Raw genomic sequence first — 26557 nt, 5'->3', positions numbered from 1 at the left:
CATTCGACCCTAGCTGTCAGCAAACCCTGTCATCAGCTTCCATCGGATCTGATGGGATCCGAGCCGCCGATAGCCCCCGAAAAGTCCGGGTTCATTGGACGCTCGCCGCGCCTGTCGTCATTCGAGCGTTTGCCGACAGCTTCCCCCAGCAGGCCACCATTCAGCACCCAGGTCCCGCAAAGATCGACTCAGATCCGGGAACCTCTCGTGCCGATGAGATCGCCCCCTCATACTGCTGCTGCGGGGGCACGCGGCTGGGCTGCTCCCCATCTCGTCGACAGGGGGCTTGATGTACGTCACTCCGCTACCGATCAATGTGTTTCTCAGGCACCTGCTGTCCGCATCCGCTACGAGTGGCTATTTGGGTGCGGTGCTGATACTGGCCCGAACTGCCGAGGCCCGCACCCAGCATGAAGAGCTGATCGAAGACTGGACAAGCGTTCACGATCTGAGCGGTGCGTCGCTGGCGGTGCTGTGTCCTGTAGCGCCTCCGTACGGGCGCCCGATTGAGGCAGAGGTCGGCGGCGTCCGGAGTCCTCGGGGCCGGGAGATCGTGGGAGCTGAGGGCATGCGCGTAGACCTGCCTATTCGGGACGAGGCATTTCGAAGTGCCTTCTGGGATTCCATGCGCCGGGACGGTTCGGATTCTCAATTCGGTTGGGTGGCCGGTGCGAGACCGCACTCGCGTGAAGAACACGAGAGAGGATGGACGCAGGCGACTTCTAGCGCGGCAGCCTTTTTCGGACTTCGCGAGTCACTCATGCCCTGCCTCCTAGTACTGAGCATGCGGGAGCGGCATGGCACGGTTATTGCCATGGAGGAGGACCTTTCCGTCTACCGTCTAATCAAGCAGCTCATTGTGAACATCGGACCCGCCCCCGCTCAACTTGCTGAAATGCTGAGGGAGCAGCGATCGGCTCAGCGGAGAGTGAGCGAGCTAATGAGAGTCCCCATCCCGTCGTCGCAGATCGACGCCCTCTGGCGTGGCCTCGGAGAGGTGGAGCGCTTGGCCCCCGAGTTGATCGTGGATTGCCGCAGTCAACTAGCCGCAATCCGGGATGGCGGGTCATCGGGCAGGGTCCTTGCTGAGAAGCTCCGCGAGGTGATCGTCGTGCTACCTCCGGCCGAGGAAATGAACCGGCTGAACCTTCGAACGGCGGGTATCCGATCACGGCTGCAGCGTGTCATTACCAAACTCGAAGACTGGAATGACGGCGCGGACAACTTGGAGGAGATTTCCCTATTGCGTACAAGGGTGGCCCAGCAGAGTGAGGAAATGGTGCCGTTGAGGCAATTGGTCGATTCGTTGAGTATCTCAAGCTCCGTACTCAGTCTGGGGGAGGAGCTCCTTGCTCCGCTGGAGAACCGGAGACTGACTTCGCCGCCATCCCTTGCGGACTGGTCCTTTAGCCATCTGATGCGCCGATCGGGCCGGACGTCTCCGACGACACTGCGATCTGTCTGATGGATCCAGGAAGGGGGTGACGCGATGCCGGAGAGTAACGTCAGGCAGGTCCTCGGCGCTCTATTGGAGGATCAACTCAATGAGGAACGCAAGATCAAGGAGTCACTGATCCAGCGCGGCAACGCGGTAGTGAGCAGCAGTGGTGTGTTGGTCGCGCTTGCGTTGGGAGCCGCTTCGGTCAGTGGCCGGACCTCTCAAGACCGCTTACCTACATCAGCGACAATCCTGACCGTAGCCGCGCTCGCCCTGTTCGTTGGCGCCGCCGTCACAGCGTTGACTGTGAGCACCCCGCGCCGCCAGACCACTATTAGTACTCAATGGCTGCGGGAAGCCTGGGACAGCTCCGACTCGGATCCATTCTCGACATTGCACAAGGCTCGATTGGACCTGCTCGACAGCCTGCGCGGTGCGAACCGCTCAGCGGCACGGTTGCTCGTCTGCTCGCTTGCCCTCGAAGTGGCCGCAGTCGCCCTGCTGTCCCTTGCTGTGGCTGTCCTGCTGCTCCAGGCCACAACCTGACCACGGTCCTCGCCCGGCAGCCGCCACTACCCCAGCGAGGCCACGACACGCACCCATGCACAGGCCTTGGGGACTAGGACGTCGCGGATGGGGGTTGCAGCGGTCACTGCTGGTACCTGCGCATCAGCGCCTCCAGGTCCTCGGCGAAGACCTGACCGTAGCGGTCGGCGGACATCTCGTGCACGCGCTTGGCCAGGATCTCCGCGTCCTGGGCGTCGGCGGCGAGCTGGCCGAGCCCGGTCCCGTCCGGGCCGGAGATGGTCAGCACCGCGGCGGCGGGACCCGGCTCGACGCCCTTGGAGACCTCGTTGAGGGCGTGCAGGGCGCACGCGAGGGCAAGCTCCGCGGCCGGAGAGCCGTCTTGCGCGAAGGCGGTGGTGCCAGCGGCACTGACCCAGCGTCCGTACTGTTCAGCGGGCATGGCGGGACTCCGTTGCTGGTTGGCCGGCGGTGCTGGCCGGTGTCCGGGGATGGGGCACGGTGGGCAGGGCGAAGTCGAGCCGCTTGTCCATCTCCAGCCGGAAGGTGCCGTACGGGTTGATGTTCGCCCAGAAGAGCGCGGTCAGCCCGCGCCGGTCCTCGTCCGAGAGCTTCTTCGCCCAGGCCGGTTCGGCAAGAACGCGCTGAAGCAGCAGGGTGTTGATGTGGACGAGACTCGACTGGAGAAGGTGCAGCGCGAGCATCGAGGTCTCGGCGTGCTCCTTGTCCGGTCCGGTCAGCGCGCCGTCCTTGCCGTAGTGCAGCACGGTGTTCGCGCTGTTCCAGTTCTCCACGACCTGAAGGCCGCCGTGGATCTCGCGGCGCAGGTCCGGGCTGGCGAGATAGTCGCAGGCGAAGATGGTGCGTACTGCGCGGCCGAGTTCTTCGAGCGCGGCGTAGGTGGGGTGTTTGGGGCCGCCGCGGGTGAAGCGCCGCAGGACCTGTTCCGCCTCGGCGGTGCCCAGGCGCAGCGCGGTGGCGTACTTGACCATCTGTCGTACTGCTGGGCGATCAGGTCCCACCTGATGGCCCGGGTCGACAGCGAGCCGCCGAGCGCCGGCCAGCCGGGCGGGGAGTCGTCCGGGCGATACAGGCGGATGCTGCCGATGTTCTTCAGCCGGGGCAGCAGACGGAAGTTCAGCAGCTCGGTGAAGGCGAATCCGACCACGGACGCGCCGTGCGTGTCGACGTAGTTCGACTCGATCTCGGCGTCCGTGCAGTGCCGCAAAAGGCCCTCGATCATCGCCGCGACCTCGGACGACGAACAGCTCTTGAGCTGGGAGTAGATGCAGACGTTCTTCCGCTCCACATGCCAATAAATCATCACGCCGTTGCCGCCGTAGCGGGCGTGGTACTCGGTCATGAAGTTCGAGGACCAGGACCCGAACTTCTTCGAGTCCGACGCGCACGAGGTGCCGGTTCCCCACCATGCGGTGTCCCGGGCGGCGAAGGTGGAGTTCACCAGCTTGCGCACGGCGGCCCGCAGGTTGTCGACGGTGATGAAATGCCGGCGCACGTGCCGCAGCGCCGCCTCGCTCTCGCCGTGCTCGCCGGTCGCCACGATGGCACGGATGCCCATGTTCGTCCCCAGGGCGAACAGGGCCAACAGGAGGCGTCGTTGGAGGACGGCGCGGTCGATGCGCTCGTACGCGGCGACCGAGGCGAACTCGTCGGTGAAGCCGGTGTCGAAGTCGGCGTTCTTGAGCACGTCCAGGAGGTCGAGCACGCCCCAGCGGCGTACGACCTCGTCCTTGAGCGCTGTCAGGCCGGTGGGCTCGTCCAGCTTCTCCAGCTTCGGAACCTTGATCCACGGTTCCCCGTGCCGGGTGGTGACCTTCACTCCGCCCGCAGAGCCGTCCGCGAGCGCCCCGGACAGCCGGTCGAGGGCCTCGGTCATCCGCCGCTTCAGGTCGGTGATGAACGCCCCGGGGTCCGTGGGCTGGCGGATCGCCGCGTAGTGTACGGTGCGGGTGGCCTCGAAGTCTCCGGGCAGGTCGTCCTCCGGGTTGCACCACCGCCTCCCGCCCTCGATGTAGATATCTCGGCGCCGGATCGCATCGCGCAGCGCGACCAGGACGCACAGCTCGTACGGGATGCGCTCGACCCTGCCCTTGTCGTCGACGACGGCCTCGCGCCAGTCCTTGCGTACGACGCCGTCCATCGGCACCGCGTCGCCGGCGTCGTAGAAGCGCGTCTTGCCGTCGACGTCGGCGTACTTCTCCAGCAGCGCGAGCGCGTCCATCACCGGCCGGTAGGCGGTGTTGTTGCAGCGGAAGCTCAGCGTGCGCAGCAGCGGCGGCAGCATCTGCCGGTAGTAAGAGCTGTACGAGGAGCGCAGCGTGGTACGGACCTTGGCCTTGAAGACCTTCTCGTTCGCCTTCGCCTCGGCCACCAGGTCGCGCAGCGTCTTCTCCCCGACCACCGGGTACAGCGCCGTGCGCACCATCTCGTCCGGCTTGCCGATCGCCGCGTCGGCGAGCTTGAAGAGGATGCCCTCCTTGCCCCTCACCTTCTTCAGCTCGGCCGTCAGCTGTCGCTCGACCCGCCGCTCGGCACGGGCGTTGATCTTCTGCACCAGGGCGATCAGCAGGTCCCCCAGTGCGTCGGTGATCTCCGACTGCCGCGAGGAACACAGCACCGCGAGCAGGGTGATCCGTATGTCCTCGGCGGTGTCGCGGAAGTCCGAGGGGTACATCTTGATCGCCCGCGCCCGCCACGCGGCTACCAGCTTCTCCGAGCAGTCCGCGAACAGCCCCTCGGGCAGCCCGAGTCTGCGCACGTCGTTCAGCTTGGTGACCTCCGTCAGCAGGGAGTCCAGTCCGACCGCGCCCGGGTCCCGCTTGAGCAGCGCCAGCAGCCGGGCCACCCCGACATCCCCCAGGCGTTCGATGGCCCGCGCGCAGAACACCCGCTCCCACCGGTTGCGGGCCGCGACCAGCACCTTCTCAACCCGGGTCCGGCCCGGCGGCTCGATACTGCGCGCCCGGCACTCGACCAGCAGGGCCTCCCGCTGCCGGTCCTCCACCAGCTCGACCGGGCACACCTCCACGGCCAGCCACGTGGTGAGCTGTTCCTCGTCCTCCAGCGTCGCCGGCCGGAACCCCAACGCCTCACGGATCTGCTTCCGGTGACGCTTCGCGCCCGCCAGGTCGTACTTCGCAAGCTCCGCCGCCGGCACCTTCACCAGACCGGCGACGTACTCCACAGCGGACTGCGGGAACTCCTCCATGAACTCCGGGAACCGGGCTTCGATCTCGAAGAACTTCAGCATCATGCAGAAGCCGAGCCTCGTCGCCCCGGTCTTGTTGGCCACGAGCTTCCAGTCGCCTTCCACCAGCGTCCAGCTCGCCAACAGCTCTTCCGGCGACCACTCCTGTTGCACACCCGCCCCTTGTCGTCGACCCTCCGGGCATTCACCCGGACAGCCCAACGAGGGGCCCCGGCAACGGGAAACGGCAGAGAAGCGAACCCCGGAACCTACTGACGGGTTACTTGTTCCCTGGCGTCTGGGCTAGGACTCCGGGCCCGAGGACGCCGGCGCGCTGGTCGCCGCCGGGCAGGACCCCGCGATCCGGCACTGGAACCTGTTCACCGTCGCCGACCGCGCGGAGGCCCGCGCCCGGATCGCGCGCATGCACGAGCGGTGGCGGGCCGAGACCGGCGCCGTGTGGGCCCTGGCCCGGCCGGACGGCCCGCCCCTCGGGCTCGTCGGTCTGAACGACGTCGACCTGGCCGCCGGCGGCGCCGAACTCGTCTACTGGCTGCTGCCCGAGGCCCGCGGCGCCGGCCTCGCCGTCACGGCGGTCCGACGGCTCGCCCGGTGGGCCCTGGACGACCTGGGCCTGCCCCGGCTGCGCCTGTGCCACTCGACGGCCAACCCCGCCTCCTGCCGGGTGGCGAACCGCTCCGGCTTCACCTTCGAGGGCACCCAACGCAGCGCCCTGCTGCACACAGACGGCTGGCACGACCAACACCTGCACGCCCGCATAACCGGCGACCCACAAAACCACACGCCGTAACACAACAAGCCCCCGCCACCCGCCCAGACCGCCCGGGTGGTGCCCCGCGGCCGGCCCGCCCCTGCCTCCGGCCGAGTGGCGCCCCGTCGCCGCTCCGGTGCAGGGCCACACCCGCCGCCCGCTCGCCCGGTGCCCCGCCCCGGGGGACGGGGACGTGGCCCTGCCCCGCCCCCCGAGGACGGGGACGTGGTCTCCGGGGTGAGTGGGGCACCCCGGAGGCCACGGTCTGGGGGTGTCAGGCGTCGGTGCCGCTCCAGTCGGTCGGTACGTGTCCCAGCCGGACGCGTTGCGGGTGATCGCCGACCGGGACCGACGTCACCTTCCGCCCGGTGGCGAAGTCGATCGCCGTCACCTGGTCGGCGCCGCTCTCGGAGACGACGCAGTCCGCGCCGTCCCCGCTGACCGTCGCCCAGTACGGCTTGGACGCGGGGATCAGCGGGCCCTCCTGGAGCGAGGCGCGGTCGACCACGGTCGCGTAGTCGTCCATGGTGCCCGCGACGCACAGCTTCGTGCCCGCGGGGTTCATCGACAGGCCGTGGTGGCGCGAGTCGTTGACCCAGGTGGTGCGGTCCTCGCTGGTCGCCGGGTTCTTCGGCAGGGTCTTCATCCGGGTGATCTTGTCGGTGGCGACGTCGTACTCGAAGAAGCCGTTGAAGAAGGACACCTGGAAGTACAGCTTGGACTCGTCGGGGGAGAACACGGCCGGGCGGACCGCGTCGGAGAAGTCCCTCAGCCCGTACGCGTCCAGCCGCTGACGCATGTCGACGACCTTGACCTGCTTGTACGTCGTCGCGTCCACGACCGTGATGTGCCGGTCGCCCTTGGTCCAGTCCCAGCCGGGACTGTCGAGGTCGGTGTTGACGTCGCCGATGGACATGTTCCAGATGTACTTGCCGTCCTTGGTGAAGATGTTCTCGTGCGGCTTGGCCCCGGTCGCGAACGAGCCGAGCTGCCGGCCGGTGGCGATGTCCAGCACGTGCACGGTGTCGGCGGTCGAGGCGGAGACCGCCACCCGGGTGCCGTCCGGGGAGACCGCCATGTGGTCGGCCCGGTAACCGGCCACGGGGAAACGCCAGTTGACCTTCCCGCTGGCCAGGTCGATGGAGACGACATCGGCGAAACTGGGCCGGGAGACCACCACCGACCGGCCGTCCGGCGTGGAGTACATGTCGTCGGCGAACTGGTCGTGACCCTCGCCGACGCTGTTGCGGATCGCCTGGAAGTAGATCCACTTGACCGGGTCGGCGTTGATCTCCGCCAGCCGCGCGGCCTTGTCCGGGATCACGCTGATCCGGCCGATCCTCGCGAAGTCGCCGGAGGAGCGGAGGACGTCGGCGGTGCCGTCCCAGTTGTTGCCGACGAACAGCACCTCGCGCAGGCCGTCGGGGGCGGCGGGACGGGCGGGGGCGGCGGGACGGGCGGAGGCGGCGGCCGCGGGGCCGGCGGCGGTGAGGGCGAGGGCGACGGCCACGGAGCACAGGTGCCTGGTTCTGGAGACAGCCATGACGGCTCTCTTTCCTCGGAGGGAATCTGAACACGGGCGCTTTCACAGTGGACTTACTGAAAAGTAAGGAGAAGGCGGCCTTCTCGACAAGAGGCGTGCACGACACGATCGAACGACCGGCGGATGGCGGAGGGGGACGCGTGGACGGCAGGCTCAGAGCGCCGACGGGACGCTACGGCGGCCGGTCCGCCGCGGAACGGCAGGCCGAGCGGCGCCGCCGTTTCCTCGACGCGGCCCTGCGGCTGTTCGGTGACACGCCCGGCTACCGGAGCACCACGGTCGCCGCGCTCAGCCGGGCCGCGGGCCTGTCCACCCGCCAGTTCTACGAGGAGTTCCGCACCCTGGAGGACGTCCTCGCCGCCCTGCACCTCCAGGTCAACGGCTGGGCCGAGCAGGCCGTCCTGGACGCGCTCGCCGACGCCGAGGGGCTGCCCCTGCCCGAGCGCGCCACCGTGCTCTTCCGGGCCTACGCCCGCGCGGTCACCGCCGACCCGCGCCGCGTCCGCATCGCCTTCATGGAGATCATCGGCGTCAGCGCCCGACTGGAGGAGCAGCGGCTCGCCCGCCGCGCCCGCTGGGTCGCCCTGATCCGCGCCGAGGCGGACGCGGCCGTGGCCCGAGGCGAGGCGGCGCCGCGCGACTACCGGCTCGCGGCCACCGCCTTCATCGGCAGCGTCAACGGCCTGCTGCACGACTGGACCGCCGGCTGGGTCGACGCCACGCTCGACGAGGTGGTGGACGAGCTGGTCCGGCTGCTGCTCGGCATGCTCCGGCCGGACGGCCGGCGGCCCGGGACCGGCTGACCCCGGCACCCGGGCCGCGGTCCCGGCGGGCAGGGCGCGGCTCGGCGCGCGTGATCGGAGCTGAGCTGGTCTGCTGGGTGGGAAGGCCGTCGTACCCGTTCACACCGGAGACCACCATGAGTACCTATCGGGTCGCGCAGGTGACCGCTCCCCACGGCTCCTTCGAACTGGTCGAGCGCGAGGTCGCCCGGCCGGGTCCCGGCCGGGCGAGGATCGCCGTCGAGGCGTGCGGCGTCTGCCACAGCGACGCCCTCTTCGTCGGCGCCGCGCTGCCGGGCGTCACGTTCCCGGTGGTGCCTGGCCATGAGATCGCCGGCCGGATCGAGGAGCTGGGCGAGGGCGTGCGGGAGCGCGGCTGGCAGGTGGGCGACCGGGTGGCCGTCGGCTGGTTCGGCGGCAGCTGCGGCCACTGCGTGCCCTGCCGCGAGGGCGACTTCGTCGTGTGCCCGAACCTGACGGTGCCCGGCTGGGCCTACGACGGCGGGTTCGCCGAGCAGGTCACCGTGCCCGCCGACGCCCTGGCCCGCGTTCCCGACGCCCTGGCCGCGAGCGACGCCGGACCGATGGCCTGCGCGGGTGTGACCACGTACAACGGGCTGCGGCGCAGCTCCGCCCGGCCCGGGGACCTGGTCGCGGTGCTCGGCCTCGGCGGTCTGGGACACCTCGGTGTGCAGTACGCGGTCGCCATGGGCTTCGAGACGGTGGGCATCGCCCGGGGCGCCGAGAAGGCCGACTTCGCCAAGCGGCTGGGCGCCCACCACTACATCGACAGCACCTCCGGCACGCCCGTCGCCGAGGCGTTGCGGTCCCTCGGCGGCGCCCGGGCCGTCCTGGCCACCGCCGGAAACTCCGATGCCATCACCGCCACCGTGGACGGCCTGGCCCACCGCGGCGAGCTCGTGGTCATCGGCGCCGACACCGCCCCGCTCGGCGTCAGCCCGGCCCAGTTGCTGATGGCCGGCCGGGTCGTGCGCGGCCACCCGTCCGGCACCGCGCGGGACGTGGAGGACACCATGGCGTTCAGCGCCCTGCACGGCATCCGCCCGATGACCGAGACGGTGCCGCTGGAGCGGGCCGGGGAGGCGTACGACAAGATGCTCGCCGGCGCCGCCCGGTTCCGCATGGTGCTGACCACCGGCTGACCGCCCGGCAGCGGCCCGGCACGGGACGCGAGGGCCGAAACGGTTCAGCCCGGCAGCCGCTCCAGCGCGGCGAGTACCGGCGCGGCACCGTCCCCGATCCTCGCGGGGCCGCACGGCTCAGCCCGGCAGCCGTTCCAGCGCGGCGAGCACCGGCGCGGCGCCGTCCTCGTCCCGGATCCGGGACCCGAGTGCCTCGGCGCGCCGCCGGTACGCCGGATCCCGGGTGGCCCGGACCAGGGCCGCGGCCAGCGCGTCCACGGTCAGCCCGCGCAGCGGTACGACGGCCGGGGCGACGCCCAGCGCGACCAGCCGCGCCGCCCAGAAACCCGCGTCGAACTGCACCGGCACCGGCACGGCCGGCACCCCGGCGCGCAGCCCCGCCGCCGTGGTGCCCGCGCCCGCGTGATGGACCACGGCGGCCAGCCGCGGGAACAGCGGCGCGTGCGGCACCTCGCCGATGGTCAGCATGTCGTCCCCGTCCGCCGCGAGCCCGCCCCAGCCGCGCTGGATCACTCCGCGCAGCCCGGCCCGCCGCAGCGCCGCCACCACCCGCGCGCTGAGCCGCCCGGCGTCCGGCACGGTGGCGCTGCCCAGCCCGACGAAGACCGGCGGCGGCCCGGCGTCCAGGAACTCTTGCACGGCCCGGGGGAGCGGGGTCCCGTTGTCGTACGGCCACCAGTAGCCGCCCACCTCCAGGCCGGCCCGCCAGTCACCGGGCCGGGGCACCACCAGCGGGCTGAAGCCGTGGTGCACCGGCCAGCGCCGCCGCTCCCGGGCCCGCAGCGCGGCACCGGTGCGCAGCGGGGGCAGGCCGAGCCGCTCGCGCAGGGCCGGGACGGCACCGGAGAAGATCTGCTCCACCGCCCGGTTCACGCCGTGCCCGGCGAGCCGGTTGACCGGCCCGCCCCAGGACCCGCCGCCGAGCACCGCGGGGGCGAACTCCCGGGTGGCGGCGAGGGGTTGCAGATAGACACCCAGGCTCGGCAGCCGCAGTCCCTCGGCGATCGTCTGCCCGAGCGGGGCCACGGAGGCGGACAGCAGCAGCACGTCGCTGTCCCGGGCCGCGCCGAGCAGGTCCTCGGTCAGCCGGCCGACCACGCGCCGCGCCAGATCCGCCACCCGCAGCAGTTTCCCGGCGCCGCCGGCACTGCGGTGCAGGCCCCGGCCGCGCGGGGACTCCAGTTCCGCCCGCGGGTCCACCGGCAGCGCGTGGAACCGCACGCCCGAACCCGCCACCAGCGGCTCGAACCGCCCGTGGGTGACCAGGGTGACCTCGTGCCCGGCCAGCACGAGCCGGTGCCCGAGCCCGGTGTACGGGGCGGCGTCGCCCCGGGAACCCGCCGTCATGACCGCAACGCGCACGAGCGTCAGTATGGCCGCTCCCCGCGGCCCCGGTACCCCGAAGTCCCGAATCCGGGGACGCTCTCCGCCCGCGCGGCCCCGCGCCCGGCCCGCGTCCGGACGGGCGGCCTTACGCCCCGAGCTGCCGGGCGGCGGCCGTCACGGTCTGCTCCAGCAGCGTGGCGATCGTCATCGGACCGACCCCGCCCGGCACCGGCGTGATCAGCGCGGCCCGCTCCACGGCGGAGTCGAAGTCGACGTCGCCCACGTTCCCCGGGTTGTAGCCCGCGTCGATCACGACCGCGCCCGGCTTGACGTCCTGCCCGCGGATCAGCCGGGGCCGGCCGACCGCGGCCACGACGATGTCGGCCTCGCGGACCACCGCCGACAGCTCCCGGGTGCGCGAGTGGCAGTACGTCACCGTGGCGTCCCGGGCCAGCAGCAGCATGCCCACCGGCTTGCCGAGGATCGCGCTGCGGCCCACCACCACGGCCCGCTTCCCGGCCGGGTCGACGCCGTACTCGTCCAGCAGCCGCATGATGCCGCCCGGTGTGCAGGAGACGAAGCCCGGCAGCCCGAAGCTCATCGTGGCGAAGGAGGCGAACGTGACACCGTCCACGTCCTTCTCCGGCGCGATCGCCTCGAACGCCGCCCGCTCGTCGATGTGCTCGCCCGCCGGGTGCTGCAACAGGATGCCGTGCACCTCCGGGTCGGCCGACAACTCCCGCAGCGCGCCCACGAGTTCGGCGGTCGTGGTGGTCGCGGGCAGCGTGACGTGCCGGGAGGTGATGCCGGCTTGGCGGCAGCGGTTCTGCTTCATGCGGACGTACGTCACGGACGCCGGGTCCTCGCCGACCAGCACGGTCGCGAGGCACGGCGCGGTGCCGGTGCGTGCGGTGAGGGCGGCGGCCTGCCGCGCGGTCTCCTCGACGATGCGGCGGGCGGGCGCGGTGCCGTCCATCAGACGGGCCTGGGTCATGCGGCACACTCCTGAGCTGGGATCGGCTCTTCTCGCCCAGGCGCGCGGCTGCTTCACGGGCCGCTCCCCGGTGGTGCTCCACCTCAGCGCCAGTCACGGCCCGCGTCCAGGGTAACCGAGCGTGCGTACGGCCGCCGTACCGCCCTTCCTCCCGGGGCTGGCGGAAGGGCCTCCGTCCCGGCGAGGGGGCCGCCGCGCTCAGCCTCACGGGTGAGGCCGTCGCGCCGCCCGTGTCCGGCCGGGGCCCGCGGCCGTTGCCGGGACATGATCTCAACACGACGTATCGTCGCCGCCGTCGGTCTGGCCGCCGGGATCGCGGGGCTGGCCGTGCCGCAGGCGAGCGCGGCGGGCTCCGGCGCGCCGCTGGTCGGGAAACTGGGCGCGCTCAACACGCTGGACTCCCTCACGACCGGCGCCGTGCCCGCATCCCACCGGGGCCAGGTGCCGCGCGTCAGCGGCCAGGTGCAGGAGCTGAAACACCTCCGCGAGCTGCACCAGCTGAACCAGGTGCAGCAGGTCCTCGCCCCGGCGGCGCCCGCGCTCGGGCTGCTGGGCGGCATCCACTGAGGACACCCGCCGGGGTGCGGGCCGTACCGGCCGGGACGGCCCGCACCCCGGCCGGCGTCCGGAAAGATCCACGAACGCCCCCGTGGCCCGTCCCGCCGGGGATCACTCCCGCGTAGGGTCGGCCGTGCAGGCATTCGACGAAGGGACCAGTCCATGGCGCAGGAAGTACGCGGAGTGATCGCACCGGGCAAGAACGAGCCCGTGCGGATCGAGACGATCGTGGTGCCGGACCCGGGCCCCGGCGAAGCCGTCGTACGCGTCCAGGCCTGCGGGGTCTGTCACACCGATCTGCACTACAAGCAGGGCGGCATCTCCGACGACTTCCCCTTCCTGCTCGGCCACGAGGCGGCCGGCGTCGTGGAGTCGGTCGGCGCGGGCGTCACCGACGTCGCCCCCGGCGACTTCGTCATCCTCAACTGGCGGGCCGTGTGCGGCCAGTGCCGGGCCTGCCTGCGCGGCCGGCCCTGGTACTGCTTCGACACCCACAACGCCCGGCAGAAGATGACCCTCGCCGCCACCGGCCAGGAGCTGTCGCCGGCCCTCGGCATCGGCGCCTTCGCCGAGAAGACGCTCGTCGCGGCGGGCCAGTGCACCAAGGTCGACCCGGCCGTCTCCCCGGCGGTGGCCGGCCTCCTCGGCTGCGGTGTGATGGCCGGCATCGGCGCCGCGATCAACACCGGGAACGTCGGCCGCGGCGACTCGGTCGCCGTCATCGGCTGCGGTGGTGTCGGCGGCGCGGCCGTCGCCGGGGCGAACCTGGCCGGCGCGGCACGGATCATCGCCGTGGACATCGACGACAGCAAGCTGGCCAAGGCGCGCACGCTGGGCGCCACCCACACCGTCAACTCCCGGGACACCGACCCGGTGGAGGCGGTCCGCGAGCTGACCGGCGGCTTCGGCGCCGACGTCGTCATCGAGGCCGTCGGCCGCCCGGAGACCTACCGGCAGGCCTTCTACGCCCGTGACCTCGCCGGCACCGTCGTCCTCGTCGGCGTCCCCACGCCCGAGATGCGGCTCGAACTGCCCCTGCTGGACGTCTTCGGCCGCGGCGGCGCCCTGAAGTCAAGCTGGTACGGCGACTGCCTGCCCACCCGTGACTTCCCGATGCTGATCGACCTGCACCTGCAAGGCCGCCTGCCGCTCGACGCGTTCGTCACCGAGACGGTCCGACTGGACGAGGTGGAGCAGGCGTTCGAGCGGATGCACCACGGTGACGTGCTGCGCTCGGTGGTGGTGCTCTGATGGCCGCCCGCATCGAACGCCTCGTCACCAGCGGCCAGTTCACCCTCGACGGCGGAACCTGGGACGTCGAGAACAACGTGTGGCTCGTCGGCGACGAACGCGAGGTGATCGTCATCGACGCCGCGCACGACGCCGAGGCCATCGCCCGTGCCGTCGGAGACCGGCGGCTGACCGCCATCGTGTGCACGCACGCCCACAACGACCACGTCAACGCCGCCCCGGCCCTCGCCGACCGCACCGGCGCCACCATCTGGCTGCACCCCGACGACCTGCCGTTGTGGCGGCAGACCCACCCGGACCGCGACCCCGACCGGCACCTCCTGGACGGCCAGGTCATCGAGGCGGCCGGCGCCGACCTCACCGTCCTGCACACCCCCGGCCACGCCCCGGGCGCCGTCTGCCTGTACGACCCCGGGCTCGGCACCGTGTTCACCGGCGACACCCTCTTCCAGGGCGGCCCGGGTGCCACCGGGCGCTCCTACTCGCACTTCCCGACGATCATCGACTCGGTCCGCGACCGCCTCCTCACCCTCCCGCCCGCGACCAAGGTCCTCACCGGCCACGGCGACGCCACGACCATCGGCGCCGAGGCTCCCCACCTGGACGAATGGATCGCCCGCGGACACTGAGACCGCGCAAGTCCCGTCCCGTCCCGCGCCCGCGGCGGCCGGCCGACATCCCGCCCGGGAAAGCCGACAGAAGATGTCCGGTTTCCCGGTGAGGGTGGGTCACGGCAGCACACGCACCGCACGGGAGGCAGGACATGACAGGACCACTGGACGGCAAGGTGGCGCTGGTCGCCGGGGCGACCCGGGGCGCGGGCCGGGGCATCGCCGTGGAACTCGGCGCGGCCGGCGCCACCGTGTACGTCTCGGGCCGCAGCACCCGGGCCCGCCGCTCCGAGTACGACCGCCCGGAGACCATCGAGGACACCGCCGACCTCGTCACCGCGGCCGGCGGCCGGGGCATCGCCGTACCGGCCGACCACCTCGACCGGACCGCCGTACGGCATCTGGTGGACCGTATCGCGGACGAGCAGGGCCGCCTCGACGTGCTCGTCAACGACATCTGGGGCGGCGAGAAGCTCTTCGAGTGGGACACGCCCGTGTGGGAGCACGACCTGGACAACGGGCTGCGGCTGCTCCGTCTCGCGGTCGAGACCCACGCCGTCACCAGCCACTACGCCCTGCCGCTGCTGCTGCGCCGGCCCGGCGGCCTGGTCGTGGAGGTCACCGACGGCACCGCCGAGCACAACCGCGACACCTACCGCGTGAACTTCTTCTACGACCTCGCCAAGGCGTCCGTGCTGCGCATGGCCTTCGCCCTGGGTCACGAACTCGGCCCGCGCGGGGCGACGGCGGTGGCCCTGACGCCCGGCTGGATGCGCTCGGAGATCATGCTCGACGCGTACGGCGTCCGCGAGGAGAACTGGCGGGACGCCCTGGCCCGCGAACCCCACTTCGCCATCTCCGAGACCCCGCGCTTCACCGGCCGCGCCGTCGCCGCGCTCGCCGCAGACCCGGATGTGGCCCGGTTCAACGGCCAGTCCCTGTCCAGCGGCGGCCTCGCCCGGACCTACGGCTTCACCGACCTCGACGGCAGCCGGCCGGACGCCTGGCGGTACCTGACCGAGGTACAGGAGGCGGGCGGCCCGGCGGACGTCACCGGCTACCGGTGAGACCGGCGGTGGGGCGTCCGGTGGTGAGGAAAGCTCGTGCAGCGGCGGTGAAACGGGGCCCGTCGGGACGTACCGTCGGCGCATGACCGATCCCACCCGCTTTGCAGGGCACGGAGTTCTCGTCACGGGCGCCGGCCGTGGCATCGGTGCCGCCGTCGCCCGGCGGCTCGCCGAGGAGGGCGGCCGGGTCCTGGTGACCGACCGGGACCTGCCCGAGGCCGAACGGACCGCCGCCGGACTGCGCCGGCGGGGCCTGGCCGCCGAGGCGTTCGGCTGCGACGTGGCCGCCCGCGCCGCCGTCGAGGCGGCCGTCGCCCGCGCCGTCACCGTCTTCGGGTCGCTCGACGTGCTGGTCAACTGCGCCGCCCAGTGCAGCCCGGACGTCCCGCTCTTCGAGGAGGACCCCGACGAGGTGTGGGCGCGCGACCTGGACGTCACGCTCACCGGCGCGCACCGCTGCTGCCGGGCCGCCCTGCCCCACCTCGCCGCCTCCGGACGCGGGGCCATCGTGAGCATCGGCTCCGTCAACGGCCTCCAGGACTTCGGCAACCACGCCTACAGCGCCGCCAAGGCCGGCCTCGGCTCGCTCACCCGGACCCTCGCCGGGCACGCGGCGCCCAGAGGCGTCCGGGTCAACCTCGTGGTGCCGGGCACCGTCCGCACCTCCGCGTGGGAGGGCCGGGAGGACGACCTGGACGCGGTGCGCGGCCTGTACCCGCTCGGCCGGGTCGGCGAACCGGAGGACGTCGCCGCCGCGGTCGCCTTCCTCGCCTCGCGCGACGCCGCCTGGATCACCGGCACCACCCTCGTCGTCGACGGCGGCCTCACCGCCGTCCACACCGGATTCCGCGCGGCGGTCCGGCGCGCCCCCTGACCCCGGAGCCCTCACCCGGAGGCCGCCGCCAGCACCTTCAGCACCCGGTCGGTGTCGGCCTGAGTGGTCCGCCAGTTGCTGAACGCCGCGCGCAGTGCGGGCACCCCGTCGTACACCGTCGGTGTCACATACGCCTCGCCGGACGCGGCGACCGCCCGGGCCAGTTCCGCCACCCGCTCCCGCGACGGGTCCGCGGCCAGGGTGAAGCAGACCACGTTGAGCCGCACCGGGGCCAGCAGCCGCAGGCCCGGCAGCGCCTCGATGCCCGCGCCGAGCCGGCGGGCCAGGGCCACGTTGCGCGCCACGATCTCCCGGTGCCCGGCCCGCCCGTACGCCACCAGCGAGAACCAGGCCGGCAGGGCCCGCAGCCGGCGCGAGTTCTCCGGGGTCAGATGCAGGAACTCCGGTTCGCCCTCCGGCACGCCCAGGTACGGCGACGCGTTGTGGAACACCTCCACCTGGAGGTCCGGGCGCCGGGTGAACTGGACGGCCGCGTCATAGGGCACGTTGAGCCACTTGTGCAGGTCCACGCAGACCGAGTCGGCCGCGTCCAGCCCGTCGACCAGCGCGGCGTGTTCCGGGCAGAGCGCGGCGAACGCGCCGAACGCCCCGTCCACGTGCAGCCAGAAGTCGTACCGCTCCTTCAGCGCGGCGATCGCCCGCAGATCGTCGAAGTCGACCGTGTTCACGGTGCCCGCGTTGGCGACGACGAGCACCGGCCGGCCGGCCCGCTCGGCCAGCGCCGCCTCCAGCGCGCCCACGTCGACGGCCTCCCGGCCGCCCGGCAGCAGCGGCACCGGCCGCAGCCGGTCCCGGCCGAGACCCAGCACGGACATGGCCTTCGCGATGCTGGAGTGCGGGCTGCCCGAGAGCACGTCGAGCGGGCCCAGCGCCGCGGTGCCCTGCCGGGAGACGTCCACGCCCAGCCGTTCGCCGGCCCACTGGCGGCCGATGGCCAGCCCGACCGTGTTGGACATGGTCGCGCCGGTCACGAACGCCCCGCTGTGCGCCTCGCCCAGCCCGAACAGCTCGCGCAGCCACGCCACCGTCTCCCGCTCCAGCTCCTGCGCCCAGGAACCGCCCGCACCGGACAGGTTCTGGTCGAACGCGGAGGTCAGCCAGTCGCCGGCGACGGAGGCGGGCGTCGCGCCGCCGGTGACGAAGCCGAGGTAGCGCGGTCCGGCCGAACCGGAGAAACCGGGCGCCCACCGCTCGGCGAAGTGCGCGAGGGCCGCCTCGCCGCCCACGCCGCCGGCCGGCAGCGGAGCGCGGTCCGGGGTCCGGCCGGGCGCGGCGACCGGCCGGACGGCCAGCTCCGCCACCTCCCGGGCGGCGAGGTCACGGGCGGCCTGGAGCAGTGCGGGGAGCCGGGCGAGATCACCGGCGAGCGTGGGGTCCATGCGCCGCAGCCTAGGCCGCGGGGCACCTCCCGCGCCTGGTCCACTTCGGACGGAGTGGACCGGTAAAAATGGACCGGTGGACACTGGATTCGTCGCCGCGCTCGGCGACTGGCGCACCCGCTCCGAACCGCTCGCCCGCGCCCTGGCCGCGGCGGTCCGGGAGGCCGTGATCGACGGCCGGCTCCCGGCCGGCACCCGGCTGCCCTCGGAACGGGAACTGGCCCGCACCCTGCGCCTGAGCCGGGGCACGGTGGTCGCCGCGCTCAGCCTGCTGCGCGCCGACGGCTGGCTGCGCACCCGGCACGGCAGCGGCAGCGCCGTACGGCTGCCCGCCCGCCTCACCGAACGCACCAGCCCCTGGTCCCTCGACCGGGGCGGTGCCCCCGGCGCCGACCTCGACCTCACCCTGGCGGTGACCGCCGCACCCCACGACGCCTACCGGGCCGCCCTGGCCCGCGCCGCCGAGCTGAGCGGGCCCCTGCTCGTGGACTCCGGCACCGCCACGGCCGGCCTGCCCCGGCTGCGCGCCCTGCTGGCCGACCGCTACACCCGGGCCGGCCTGGCCACCCGGCCCGAACAGATCCTGGTCACCGCCGGCGCCCAGGCCGCCCTGACGCTGCTCCTGGACCAGCTGCACACCGACCGCACCGCGCCCGTGCTAGTGGAGAACCCCGCCTACCCCGGCGCCCTCGCCGTACTGCGCGCCCGCCGGGCCCGCCTGCTGCCCCTCCCGGTCACCACCCCGGACGGTTGGGACACCGCGCACCTGGCCGCCACCGTGCGCCGGCACCGTCCACGCCTCGCCTATCTGGTCCCGGACTTCCACAACCCGACCGGCGCCCACATGGACACCGCCACCCGCCGCGCGGTCGCCGCGCTCGCCGACCGCCACGAGCTGACCGTCATCGCCGACGAGACCATGCGCGAGCTGGACCTGCGGACACCGCCCGGCACCGAGCCACACCTCGCCGGCGCCCGGGTCATCCAGATCGGCTCCACGAGCAAGACGCTGTGGAGCGGCCTCAGGGTCGGCTGGCTCCGGGCCACCGCGGAGCTGGTACGGCAACTGCGGCTGAACCCGCTCCAGGCCCAGCTCGCGCCGCCGCCCCTGGAGCAGCTCATCGCCGCCGAACTGCTCGGCGCGCCGCTGCCGGACCTGCTCGCCGACCGGCGTGCCCGGCTGCGCGCCCAGCGCGACCACCTCGCCGGGCTGCTCGCCGGCACCGGCTGGACGTACACCGTCCCGGCGGGCGGACTGACCCTGTGGCTGCGTCTGGACGGCACCGGCCCGCGCGCCACGGACCTCGCCGCCCGCGCCGCCGCCCGCGGTCTCGCCCTCACCCCGGGCCCCCGCTTCGCCGCCGACCGCACCACCCTGACCCGGCATCTGCGGCTGCCGTTCACGGCGACTCCGGAGACCCTGACCCGGGCGGTCGAGCTGCTCCGGGCGTGTTGTACGGTCTGAACTTCACCGTTTCGTCACAGCCTGACCGGAAACACAACCATGCCCTCACCGGCCCGGTCTAGTAGTCCGAGACCGCGGGAATGCGCGCAGGAAGGCACCCGGGGAGGACCGGGCGAACCACCGGAGAACCGGAAAGAAGGAGAGAGGCCGCCATGGGGGGCATACGCACAAGAGGCGTCGTCGCGCTGGGTGTCACGGGACTGGTGGCGCCGCTCGCGCTCGCCCTCACCGCCGCACCGGCACAGGCCGCGAGCTGTACGACGCGCACGGGGCCGTACCAGAAGCAGGTGGAGAAGTTCCTGGGCCGGCCGGTCGACGGCAGGCAGTCCGCCGGCGACTGCAAGGCGGTCCAGGCGTTCCAGAACAAGCACGGCATCACGCCGAACATCGGCTATGCCGGGCCTGTCACCTGGGGCGTGATGGACCTCATGAACAAGCAGAAGGCCGTCGGGAAGAAGCCGAACAAGGACGGCAAGTGCCCGGTGAACAAGGGCCGGATCGCCTGCGTGAACCTCACGCTCCAGCTCAGCTGGATCCAGGACGGCGGCCGGCTGGTCTACGGCCCGGTGCCGGTGCGCACCGGCCGCGACGGCTTCGAGACCCGCACCGGCCTGAAGAAGATCTACTGGCGGGACATCGACCACGTCTCGTCCGTCTACGACGTGCCGATGCCCTACAGCCAGTTCTTCGACGGCGGGCAGGCCTTCCACTCGGTCGGCCTGAGCATGTGGAACCCGCCGGGCTCGCACGGCTGCGTCAACATGACGAAGACGGTCGCCAAGAAGTACTGGTCGCTGCTGAGGAACGGCGACGACGTCTTCGTCTACGGCCGCAAGCCCGGCACCTGAGTCCGCGGCGCCGGGGCGGCGGGTGGCACCGGGAACGGACGTGCCGTTTCCGGTTGACACCTTGACGTGATGAGTAACACGGTCCGGAATGTCCGTATCGCGGGTACTTACTCACATCGCCTTCACGTCGCTCGGCATATGCTTCACAGCATGTCCACCACTGTTGAACCCGTCTCCGAGCGATCGGCCGCGGAGGTCAACGAGGAGATCCGGGCCCTGTGGCGCCGGTCGGGCGGGACTCTGACCACCGAGCAGCGCGCGGAGTACCAGCGCCTCGTGCTGGAGTGGGCCGCCGCGGCCCCGCGGTCGCACCGGGCAGCCTGACCGGCCCGCGCGCACCACGCCGTACCGTGGAGGGCACCCGTGTCACCGCACGGGTGTCCTCTTCTCGTCCTCCCCGCCGCGCCCCGGCGCCCGGTCAGCCCCAGGTCGCCGAATAGTGCCGCCGGTAGGCCTTGCGGTCCTGCTCGGCCCGCAGGTACCGGGTGGCGACCAGCGCGATCAGACTGCCCGCGACCACCAACAGCCCCGGCCCGACGTTCCGGGTGTCGACCAGCCGGGCCAGCGGGGTGCCGCCCGGCCCGCCCGTCACCGGCGCCGAGGAACCCGGCGAGGCCGTGCCGGGCGCCCGCGCGCCCTGGTCCGCCGGAGCCGACCGGGCGGGCGAGCCTTCCCGGGCGCCGCCCGCGGCGGGCCCCGGCACGATCAGCCGGACCCCGAGCGCCGACAGCGCCTTGGTCACCGGCTGGAAGAACGTCGTCCCGCCCGCCGCGCAGTCCCCGTTGCCGCCCGAGGTGACGCCCAGCGCCACGCCCTCGGAGAACAACGGGCCGCCGCTGTCGCCCGGTTCGGCGCACACCGTGGTCTCGATCAGCCCGGTGACCGTGCCCTCCGGGTAGTTGACGGTCGCGTCCAGCGCGGTGACCCGGCCGTCGTGCAGCCCGCTGGTGCTGCCGCTGCGGAACACCCGCTGCCCGACCGCCGGATCGGCCGCCCCGGTGATCCGCACGCCCTTGCCGCCGCCCACCGCCACCACGTCGGCGCCCGCGCCGGCGGTGCCGCCGGCGTACCGCACGAGCGAGAAGTCCCCGCCCGGGAAAGAGCTGTTCACGGTGGTGCCGAGCGGCCGGCCGCCCGGGCCGCCGGCGAACCAGGCGGCCCCGGTGTCCCCGCAGTGCCCGGCCGTGAGGATGAAGTCGGAGCGCCCGTCGGTGACGTTGAACCCGGCCGAGCAGCGCCCGCCGGCCGACAGGATGGGCTGCGCGCCGTTCAGCCGCGTGGTGAACGCGCCGTTCGTCCGTTCCATGTGCACGAAGGAGCCGATCCGGCCGGCGACCCGGCTCAGCCGGGACCAGTCCCCGGCGGACACCGTGCGGTCGGCGCGGACCACGACCCGGTTGGCGCGGTAGTCCACCGCCCAGGCCGTGCCCGGCACCCGCGGCGCCGAACGCAGCGCCGCCGCCGCCGACTTCAGCTCGTCCATGCTGTGCGTCACGATCCGCGCGCCGGCCCCGGCCCGGCGCACCGCCCGCGCCGCCGCCGCGTCGGTCACCGCCACGACCGGACGCCCGTCGGCGCCGAGCCAACTGCCCGCCGTACGGGCGGTACCCAGCCGCGCCACCAGCGCGGCGCCGGTGCCGTCCGGGGCGCGCAGGACACCGGCGACGGCCGGCGCAGGCGCACGCGCGAGGGCCGCCTGGGCGGTCATGGCGCTCCCCAGGAGGAGTCCGCCGGCCGCCGCCAGCCGTGTCACTCGCCGGACGACCCGTCGTCGTGCGTGCCGCATGGAAGGCTCCCGAAGCCGAACCCGACCGCGCGGTGCCCGCACCGGGCACCGCGGGGCCCCCGGTACGTCGACGGCCCGCTCCTCCATACGGCGTGCGCGGCACGGGTGTTCACCGGCGCCGGCCGCTCAGTTCATGCGGGCCACCCCGCCGAACATGGCGACCTCCTCCGGCGCGGCCCCGGCGTCCGGCCCGGGCCGCCACCGCGAGCAGGACACCACGCCCGGCTCCAGCAGCTCCAGGCCGTCGAAGAACCGGGCCACACCGGCGGGCGTGCGCTGGGTGAGCCGCGGTGTGCCGTGCTCGTTCCAGAACGCCACGGCCTCGTCCACGTCCGGCATGGACGGGCTGGTGACGGTGTGCGACAGCACCAGATGGCTGCCCGCCGGCAGCCGGTCCGTCAACTGCCGCACCAGGCCGTACGGGTCCTCGTCGTCGCCGATGAAGATGACCACGCCGAGCAGTATCAGGGCCACCGGTTCGCCGAAGTCCAGGGTCCGCGCGGCCTGTTCGAGGATCGCGTCGACGTTGCGCAGGTCCTCGTCCAGATAGTCGGTGCGGCCCTCGGGCGTGCTCGTCAGCAGGGCGCGCGCGTGCGCGAGGACCAGCGGGTCGTTGTCGACGTACACGATCCGGGACTCCGGTGCGATCCGCTGCGCCACCTCGTGCGTGTTGTCGGCCGTGGGCAGCCCGGTGCCGATGTCCAGGAACTGCCGGATGCCGGCCTCGCCGACCAGATGGCGCACCGCGCGGCCGAGGAAGAGCCGGTCGGCGCGCGCGTAGTCCCCGATGCCGGGGTGCAGCCGGCGGATCTGGTCGCCGGCCGCGCGGTCGGCCTCGTAGTAGTCCTTGCCGCCGAGCCAGTAGTTCCAGATCCGGGCGGTGTGCGGCCGGCTGGTGTCGACGCGGGCGCGCAGCGACGCGGCCAGGTCGCCGGCGGCCGCCGGGTTGTCGGTCACGTGAGTCAGCTCCTGTGCCTGAGGGATGCCTGACGGGAGGTACACCGTGCGCTAGGAAATCTAGACGGCCGAGCCGATCCTCACGGCCCGACCTGGAATTTGACCGGCCCTTACACTGCGGACATGGACGACACGCGGCTCGACCGGCTCGGTTCCGGCAAGTATCTGCTGCTGACCAGCTACCGCAGGAACGGCACGCCCGTCGCCACCCCGGTGTGGGTGGTCCGGGACGGCGACCGCCTCGGGGTGTGGACCGCCGCCGGCAGCGGGAAGGTCAAGCGGGTCCGGCGCCGGCCCGACGTCCTCGTCGGCCCGTGCGACCTGCGCGGCAACCCGACCGGCGATCAGCGGCCCGCCACCGCCGAGATCACCGACGCGGCCACCACCGCCCGCTACCGCAAGCTGATCGCCCGCAAGTACGGCGTCCTCGGCCGGCTCAGCCTGCTGGGCAGCCGGCTCCGCCGCGGCACGGCCGGCACGGTCGGCATCCGGGTGACCCTCGGTCCGTGAGGGCCACCCGGGGGCGTCCTACGACGCGTCCAGCACCGAACCCGTCAGCTCCAGCCCGCCGGCCTGCGGCTCGCCGGTGCCCAGGTCGGTCTGCCGGAACCGCACCGACTCCGTGGCCTCCCGGACCCGGTCCTTGACCGTGGGCACGGTGATGTCCGCGCTGGTGCGGCCGGCCGGGATGTCCGCCCACAGGTAGAGCCCGGACAGCTTGGACAGGGCACGCTCGGGATCGGGCTTCTCACCCGTCATGTCCTTCAGCCAGCCGGCCGGCACGTCCTTGGTGGACAGCTCCGGAGCGGTGGCCGGCGCGACCTCGAACAGGGCGCCGAGGTCGACGTCCACCGGCTCCGACAGCGACAGGCGCCAGGTGAGCGTCTTCCCCTCGGTCACCTTGCCGGCGACGGGCGTGACGGTCATCGTGGGCGCCGGGTCGTCGTCGTGCACGGTGACCCCGCCCCGGTAGGAGCCGACCCGCGCGCCCCGGACCGCCTTGACCAGCACGTCGTGAGACACGTCGGTGCCGTAGCGGGTGTTGCCCGTCACCTGGACCGGCACGTCGACGTCCTGGCCGCCCGGACGCACCGTCACCAGCCGGTCCGTGGTCCGCCCGGTCGCCGGGTCCAGGACGTACACCCGGACCCGGCCGCTGCCGCCCCGGCCCGTCACCTGCACCGGGACCCGGTAGGTGCGCGTGCCCGAGTCGCCCTCGTCCACGGTCGTCCGGCCGACGTCCACCCGCGGCAGCGCCTCCGCGCGCACCGCGGGCGTCCCGGGCCGCCAGCCCCAGGCGTCCATGAGCCAGGCCCGCCCGGACGCCGAACGCGACGTCAGTTCCATGGACTTGACCGAACCCAGCTTCAGTCCGGCGCGGCCGGCCGGCGACAGCGGCACCCGGACCTCCCGGGCCCAGTAGGAGGCGGTCCGCTCACTGCCGGGCAGTCCGTCCAGCGTGATCCGGCCCAGCCTGGCCTTCTTGCCGGAGGTGTCGGTCAGGGACACGTCGAACCGCGCGCCCCGCGTGTTCGGCGGCACGAACATCCGCAGCGCCAGCGCCGAGGAACCCGTCAGCGACACCGGTTCGCGCGGGGTCACCCGGGCCGGGGCGCCGGTGCGCGTCCAGCGCAGCGCGACCGCGCGCCGGCCGGTCTCCCGCTCGGTCTCCCACTGCGCGAAGTGCGGCGAGGTGCCCTTGGTGTCCGGCCCCAGGCAGCTCTTGGCCGGGCTCGGGTCGACCGCGGCGCACAGCCTGCCGCCGGTCACCGACACCGCGCCGTCCGGCAGGAAGCCGGCGCCCCGGCGGGCGCCCACCGCGTGGCTCAGCACCCGCGCCGGGTCCGCGGACGGTGCCCGCTTGCCGGAACCGTCCAGCAGCGGCCGCACCCGGTCGTCGCCGGCCAGGAACAGCCGCGCGGCGGCGGCGATGTAGGTGGCTCCGGCCCGGTGCTGCTGGACGGCGGTCAGCCGGGTCGCGGCCCGCTTGCCGCACACCGGGTCGGGGTGGTGCGGGTCGTCGGAGAAGTCGTCCTCGGCGGGGGCCGCGGCCTGGCCCGGCGTCCACTCCGAGTTGAAGAAGTTGTGGTCGGCGCCGATCACGTACACCGCGCTGTGCAGCGCGGTGCCGTTGCCGACCCCGCGGGTGCCGTCGACGTACACCTCGCCCTGGAGGTCGGAGACATCGCCGTCACAGCCCGGCAGGACGGAGACCGACGGCACGTCCGGCACCGGGTTCTGGCCGAAGACGGTGGGGCCGATGAGGACGGTGCCCTTGATCGTCCAGCGCACCGGGCCGTGGTAGCCGTCCTGGTCGGCGGGCGGTGGGGCCAGGCTGTCCAGCGCGGCCCGGTTGACGCCCTCGCCGCCCCGGGAGTGCCCGACCAGCAGCACCTTCGACAGATCGGCGCGCGGTGCCTCGCGGACCACCTTCGGCGCGGTCTCGGGGTGGGCGGCCCAGCCGGCCCAGCGGGCCAGGTGCAGCCGCACCAGTGACGACCGGGCCTGCGCGCCGCCGTCCTCGGCCGCGTAGTCCTGGCCGTTGACGCCGTTCGCGGAGACGGACACCGTCACATAGCCCTGGGAGGCGAGCAGCCGCTGGTCCCGCAGATAGCCGCGGTGGCTGGGCACCGGCTTGCTGCCGGCCGCGCAGGGCCAGTCGCCGGTGATGTCCGCTCCCTTGTAACAGGTGTAGTGGCGGCCGTGCAGGAACAGTGCCAGCGGGCGCCTGCCGGTCGCGCCGACCGGCGCGACGACCACCGCGCGCATCTCCACCGGCGCCGGCAGGCCGGGCAGGCGTACCGACTTCAGCGCGTACTCGCCGGTCCTGGTGCGGTAGGCGCCGGGCTTGCCCGGGTCCACGCCGTTCGCCGGCAGCGGGGCCGGCGGCCGGACCGCCGGCGCGGTGTCCTGCGTCTGGCGCGCGTCCAACCGCCGCCCGCCGGACCACACTTGCAGATCACGCAGCCGCTTCGCCCCGGGGCCGTCCAGCGGCAGCCGGAAGGTGTGCCCGTTGGCGCTCGGCCGCGGCACGCCCAACAGCCGTCCGCCGGAGCGGAATTCGACCCGGGCGTCACCCATCGGCACCGCCCGGCCCGACCGCCACACCAGGTGCGGTGCCGAGCCGTCACCGGCCAGCCGCCAGCCCGGCGGCAACGGCGGGCCGTCCGCCAAGGTGCCTGATCCCGCGGCTGGCCGGGAATCGGCGACAGCCACTCCCGGGGATGCCCCCGCCACCGCGAGCAACGCGGCGGCGGCCACCCATATGCGCCGGGCACGGACCACTGTTCCTCCTCGAACCCCGTCCCTCGGACGTCCCGGTGGTCCCGGGCGTCCCTCGCTCCCGGAGGATGGAAAGCGAAGGCTGTGGGTTGCCTGTGCGCGGCAGGTGATGTGTCACACCGTCGTGCGGGCGGCGGTCAGGTCCAGGCCCGGTACGGCTCGTCCAGCAACTGGAAGACCGGTTCGCCGCGCACCGGGTCCTGGGCGGTGGACAGCCGCACCCGGTCGCCGCTGTGGATCCCGACCGGCGGGCCCATCACCCGGCCGCGGACGACGAATCCCTCGGCCATCTCGATCAGCGACACATTGCGCGCCGCCGGGGTGTTGCGGTGCACCACGGTGGAGTGGCGGACCGTGCCGACGCCCTCGCTGCGTTCCGTGTGCAGCTCGCTGCCCTGGCACACCGGGCACAGCAGCCGGTGGTACGTCGCGGTGCCGCACCAGGTGCAGCGCTGGAAGAGGAGGGCGTCCCGCGAGTCCGTGGCGGTGGGTTCGAGAACACCCGTCGCGGACCCGGCCGCCGGCTGCGAGGCGCTTGCTGAGTGGTGGTACACGCTGGTCAACTCCCTGCACTCGGCCGGAATCCCGCATGCCCGTGGGGGGCCGGGCACACGTGTGCGCGGTTGCCGTGCCACCGTGCACGCCGACAGGTTATGGCACTCAGTGTCACGCGTAAAGGCACTCCGTACCCCGAAATCAGGCCGAGG

Annotated in this window: 23 protein-coding genes, 1 pseudogene and 1 riboswitch; of the genes and pseudogenes, 14 read left to right on the top strand and 10 right to left on the bottom strand. The window is 73.0% G+C overall.

Annotation, left to right across the window (positions count from 1 at the left end):
* The first annotated feature begins 814 nt into the window (after window positions 1-814).
* Together ACZ4SV_RS05575 and ACZ4SV_RS05570 are read left to right on the top strand one after the other, a co-directional pair.
* Window positions 815-1465, top strand: a complete 651-nt coding sequence (locus ACZ4SV_RS05575; protein WP_468001645.1) for a hypothetical protein — start codon at window positions 815-817, stop codon at window positions 1463-1465.
* Window positions 1466-1489: 24 nt separating this feature from the next.
* Window positions 1490-1984, top strand: a complete 495-nt coding sequence (locus ACZ4SV_RS05570; RefSeq protein WP_468001643.1) for a hypothetical protein — start codon at window positions 1490-1492, stop codon at window positions 1982-1984.
* Window positions 1985-2087: 103 nt separating this feature from the next.
* On the opposite strand, the gene ACZ4SV_RS05565 is transcribed toward ACZ4SV_RS05570, so the two are convergent.
* Window positions 2088-2405, bottom strand: a complete 318-nt coding sequence (locus ACZ4SV_RS05565) for a hypothetical protein (RefSeq protein ID WP_468001641.1) — start codon at window positions 2403-2405, stop codon at window positions 2088-2090.
* Window positions 2395-5345: pseudogene (locus tag ACZ4SV_RS05560) on the bottom strand (Tn3 family transposase). The gene ACZ4SV_RS05565 and the pseudogene ACZ4SV_RS05560 overlap by 11 nt, the downstream one beginning before the upstream one ends.
* A 160-nt stretch (window positions 5346-5505) precedes the next feature.
* On the opposite strand from ACZ4SV_RS05560, the gene ACZ4SV_RS05555 reads away from it, so the two are divergent.
* The gene (locus ACZ4SV_RS05555) at window positions 5506-5982 is read left to right on the top strand and encodes a GNAT family N-acetyltransferase (RefSeq protein WP_468002477.1); all 477 of its coding nucleotides are present in this window, start codon (window positions 5506-5508) and stop codon (window positions 5980-5982) included.
* A gap of 235 nt (window positions 5983-6217) precedes the next feature.
* On the opposite strand, the gene ACZ4SV_RS05550 is transcribed toward ACZ4SV_RS05555, so the two are convergent.
* Window positions 6218-7486 carry a YncE family protein gene (locus ACZ4SV_RS05550; RefSeq protein ID WP_468001639.1) on the bottom strand — a complete coding sequence of 423 codons (1269 nt, stop codon included), beginning with the start codon at window positions 7484-7486 and terminating at the stop codon, window positions 6218-6220.
* A 140-nt stretch (window positions 7487-7626) separates the two neighbouring features.
* Between ACZ4SV_RS05550 and ACZ4SV_RS05545 the strand changes: the two genes are divergently transcribed.
* Together ACZ4SV_RS05545 and ACZ4SV_RS05540 are read left to right on the top strand one after the other, a co-directional pair.
* Window positions 7627-8289: a TetR/AcrR family transcriptional regulator gene (locus ACZ4SV_RS05545; protein ID WP_365883216.1), complete on the top strand. Its 663-nt coding sequence runs from the start codon at window positions 7627-7629 to the stop codon at window positions 8287-8289.
* Window positions 8290-8405: 116 nt separating this feature from the next.
* Window positions 8406-9431, top strand: a complete 1026-nt coding sequence (locus tag ACZ4SV_RS05540; protein WP_397945472.1) for an alcohol dehydrogenase catalytic domain-containing protein — start codon at window positions 8406-8408, stop codon at window positions 9429-9431.
* Between the two features lie 117 nt (window positions 9432-9548).
* Here ACZ4SV_RS05540 and ACZ4SV_RS05535 read toward each other — a convergent pair whose 3' ends face one another.
* Both ACZ4SV_RS05535 and ACZ4SV_RS05530 read right to left on the bottom strand, forming a co-directional pair.
* Entirely contained in the window at window positions 9549-10778 is a 1230-nt protein-coding gene (locus tag ACZ4SV_RS05535; RefSeq protein ID WP_468002475.1) for a glycosyltransferase, read from the bottom strand.
* Window positions 10779-10902: 124 nt separating this feature from the next.
* A complete protein-coding gene (locus ACZ4SV_RS05530) occupies window positions 10903-11751 on the bottom strand; it encodes a bifunctional 5,10-methylenetetrahydrofolate dehydrogenase/5,10-methenyltetrahydrofolate cyclohydrolase (RefSeq protein ID WP_397934953.1) in 849 nt (282 codons plus the stop codon).
* Window positions 11752-11778: 27 nt separating this feature from the next.
* Window positions 11779-11858, bottom strand: a riboswitch (ZMP/ZTP riboswitch).
* A gap of 157 nt (window positions 11859-12015) precedes the next feature.
* On the opposite strand from ACZ4SV_RS05530, the gene ACZ4SV_RS05525 reads away from it, so the two are divergent.
* The 5 genes from ACZ4SV_RS05525 to ACZ4SV_RS05505 all read left to right on the top strand — a co-directional run bounded on the left by ACZ4SV_RS05525 (window position 12016) and on the right by ACZ4SV_RS05505 (window position 16112).
* Window positions 12016-12318, top strand: coding sequence for a hypothetical protein (locus tag ACZ4SV_RS05525; RefSeq protein WP_468001636.1), 303 nt, complete (start codon window positions 12016-12018; stop codon window positions 12316-12318).
* A 153-nt stretch (window positions 12319-12471) separates the two neighbouring features.
* Window positions 12472-13560 (top strand): S-(hydroxymethyl)mycothiol dehydrogenase, encoded by a 1089-nt coding sequence (locus ACZ4SV_RS05520; RefSeq protein ID WP_397934950.1) that lies wholly within the window; start codon window positions 12472-12474, stop codon window positions 13558-13560.
* Window positions 13560-14189: an MBL fold metallo-hydrolase gene (locus tag ACZ4SV_RS05515; RefSeq protein WP_468001634.1), complete on the top strand. Its 630-nt coding sequence runs from the start codon at window positions 13560-13562 to the stop codon at window positions 14187-14189. The genes ACZ4SV_RS05520 and ACZ4SV_RS05515 overlap by 1 nt, the downstream gene beginning before the upstream one ends.
* A 134-nt stretch (window positions 14190-14323) precedes the next feature.
* Window positions 14324-15238: an SDR family oxidoreductase gene (locus ACZ4SV_RS05510; protein WP_468001632.1), complete on the top strand. Its 915-nt coding sequence runs from the start codon at window positions 14324-14326 to the stop codon at window positions 15236-15238.
* 82 nt (window positions 15239-15320) lie between these two features.
* The gene (locus ACZ4SV_RS05505; RefSeq protein ID WP_468001630.1) at window positions 15321-16112 is read left to right on the top strand and encodes an SDR family NAD(P)-dependent oxidoreductase; all 792 of its coding nucleotides are present in this window, start codon (window positions 15321-15323) and stop codon (window positions 16110-16112) included.
* Between the two features lie 11 nt (window positions 16113-16123).
* Here the strand turns inward: ACZ4SV_RS05505 and ACZ4SV_RS05500 are convergent, their stop codons facing one another.
* Window positions 16124-17512 (bottom strand): pyridoxal phosphate-dependent decarboxylase family protein, encoded by a 1389-nt coding sequence (locus tag ACZ4SV_RS05500; RefSeq protein WP_468001628.1) that lies wholly within the window; start codon window positions 17510-17512, stop codon window positions 16124-16126.
* A gap of 76 nt (window positions 17513-17588) precedes the next feature.
* Between ACZ4SV_RS05500 and ACZ4SV_RS05495 the strand changes: the two genes are divergently transcribed.
* From ACZ4SV_RS05495 to ACZ4SV_RS05485, 3 genes are all read left to right on the top strand, one after another.
* Entirely contained in the window at window positions 17589-18977 is a 1389-nt protein-coding gene (locus ACZ4SV_RS05495; RefSeq protein WP_468001626.1) for an aminotransferase-like domain-containing protein, read from the top strand.
* A gap of 152 nt (window positions 18978-19129) precedes the next feature.
* Window positions 19130-19825 carry a L,D-transpeptidase family protein gene (locus ACZ4SV_RS05490; RefSeq protein WP_397934942.1) on the top strand — a complete coding sequence of 232 codons (696 nt, stop codon included), beginning with the start codon at window positions 19130-19132 and terminating at the stop codon, window positions 19823-19825.
* Between the two features lie 138 nt (window positions 19826-19963).
* A complete protein-coding gene (locus ACZ4SV_RS05485; RefSeq protein ID WP_365883817.1) occupies window positions 19964-20149 on the top strand; it encodes a hypothetical protein in 186 nt (61 codons plus the stop codon).
* Between the two features lie 94 nt (window positions 20150-20243).
* Here the strand turns inward: ACZ4SV_RS05485 and ACZ4SV_RS05480 are convergent, their stop codons facing one another.
* Together ACZ4SV_RS05480 and ACZ4SV_RS05475 are read right to left on the bottom strand one after the other, a co-directional pair.
* The gene (locus ACZ4SV_RS05480) at window positions 20244-21611 is read right to left on the bottom strand and encodes a S1 family peptidase (protein WP_468001623.1); all 1368 of its coding nucleotides are present in this window, start codon (window positions 21609-21611) and stop codon (window positions 20244-20246) included.
* 126 nt (window positions 21612-21737) lie between these two features.
* Window positions 21738-22568 carry an SAM-dependent methyltransferase gene (locus ACZ4SV_RS05475; protein WP_468001621.1) on the bottom strand — a complete coding sequence of 277 codons (831 nt, stop codon included), beginning with the start codon at window positions 22566-22568 and terminating at the stop codon, window positions 21738-21740.
* A 123-nt stretch (window positions 22569-22691) separates the two neighbouring features.
* Here ACZ4SV_RS05475 and ACZ4SV_RS05470 point away from each other — a divergent pair, with 123 nt between their 5' ends.
* A complete protein-coding gene (locus ACZ4SV_RS05470) occupies window positions 22692-23078 on the top strand; it encodes a PPOX class F420-dependent oxidoreductase (protein ID WP_468001619.1) in 387 nt (128 codons plus the stop codon).
* A gap of 18 nt (window positions 23079-23096) precedes the next feature.
* On the opposite strand, the gene ACZ4SV_RS05465 is transcribed toward ACZ4SV_RS05470, so the two are convergent.
* Window positions 23097-25853, bottom strand: coding sequence for an alpha/beta hydrolase family protein (locus ACZ4SV_RS05465; RefSeq protein ID WP_468001617.1), 2757 nt, complete (start codon window positions 25851-25853; stop codon window positions 23097-23099).
* 134 nt (window positions 25854-25987) lie between these two features.
* Window positions 25988-26404, bottom strand: a complete 417-nt coding sequence (locus ACZ4SV_RS05460; RefSeq protein WP_468001615.1) for a Zn-ribbon domain-containing OB-fold protein — start codon at window positions 26402-26404, stop codon at window positions 25988-25990.
* Window positions 26405-26557 lie beyond the last annotated feature (153 nt).

The sequence above is a fragment of the Streptomyces sp. NPDC027672 genome (assembly GCF_055566335.1).
The sequence above is the reverse complement of the archived record's forward strand: the minus strand, read 5'-3'. Positions and strand labels throughout refer to the sequence as shown.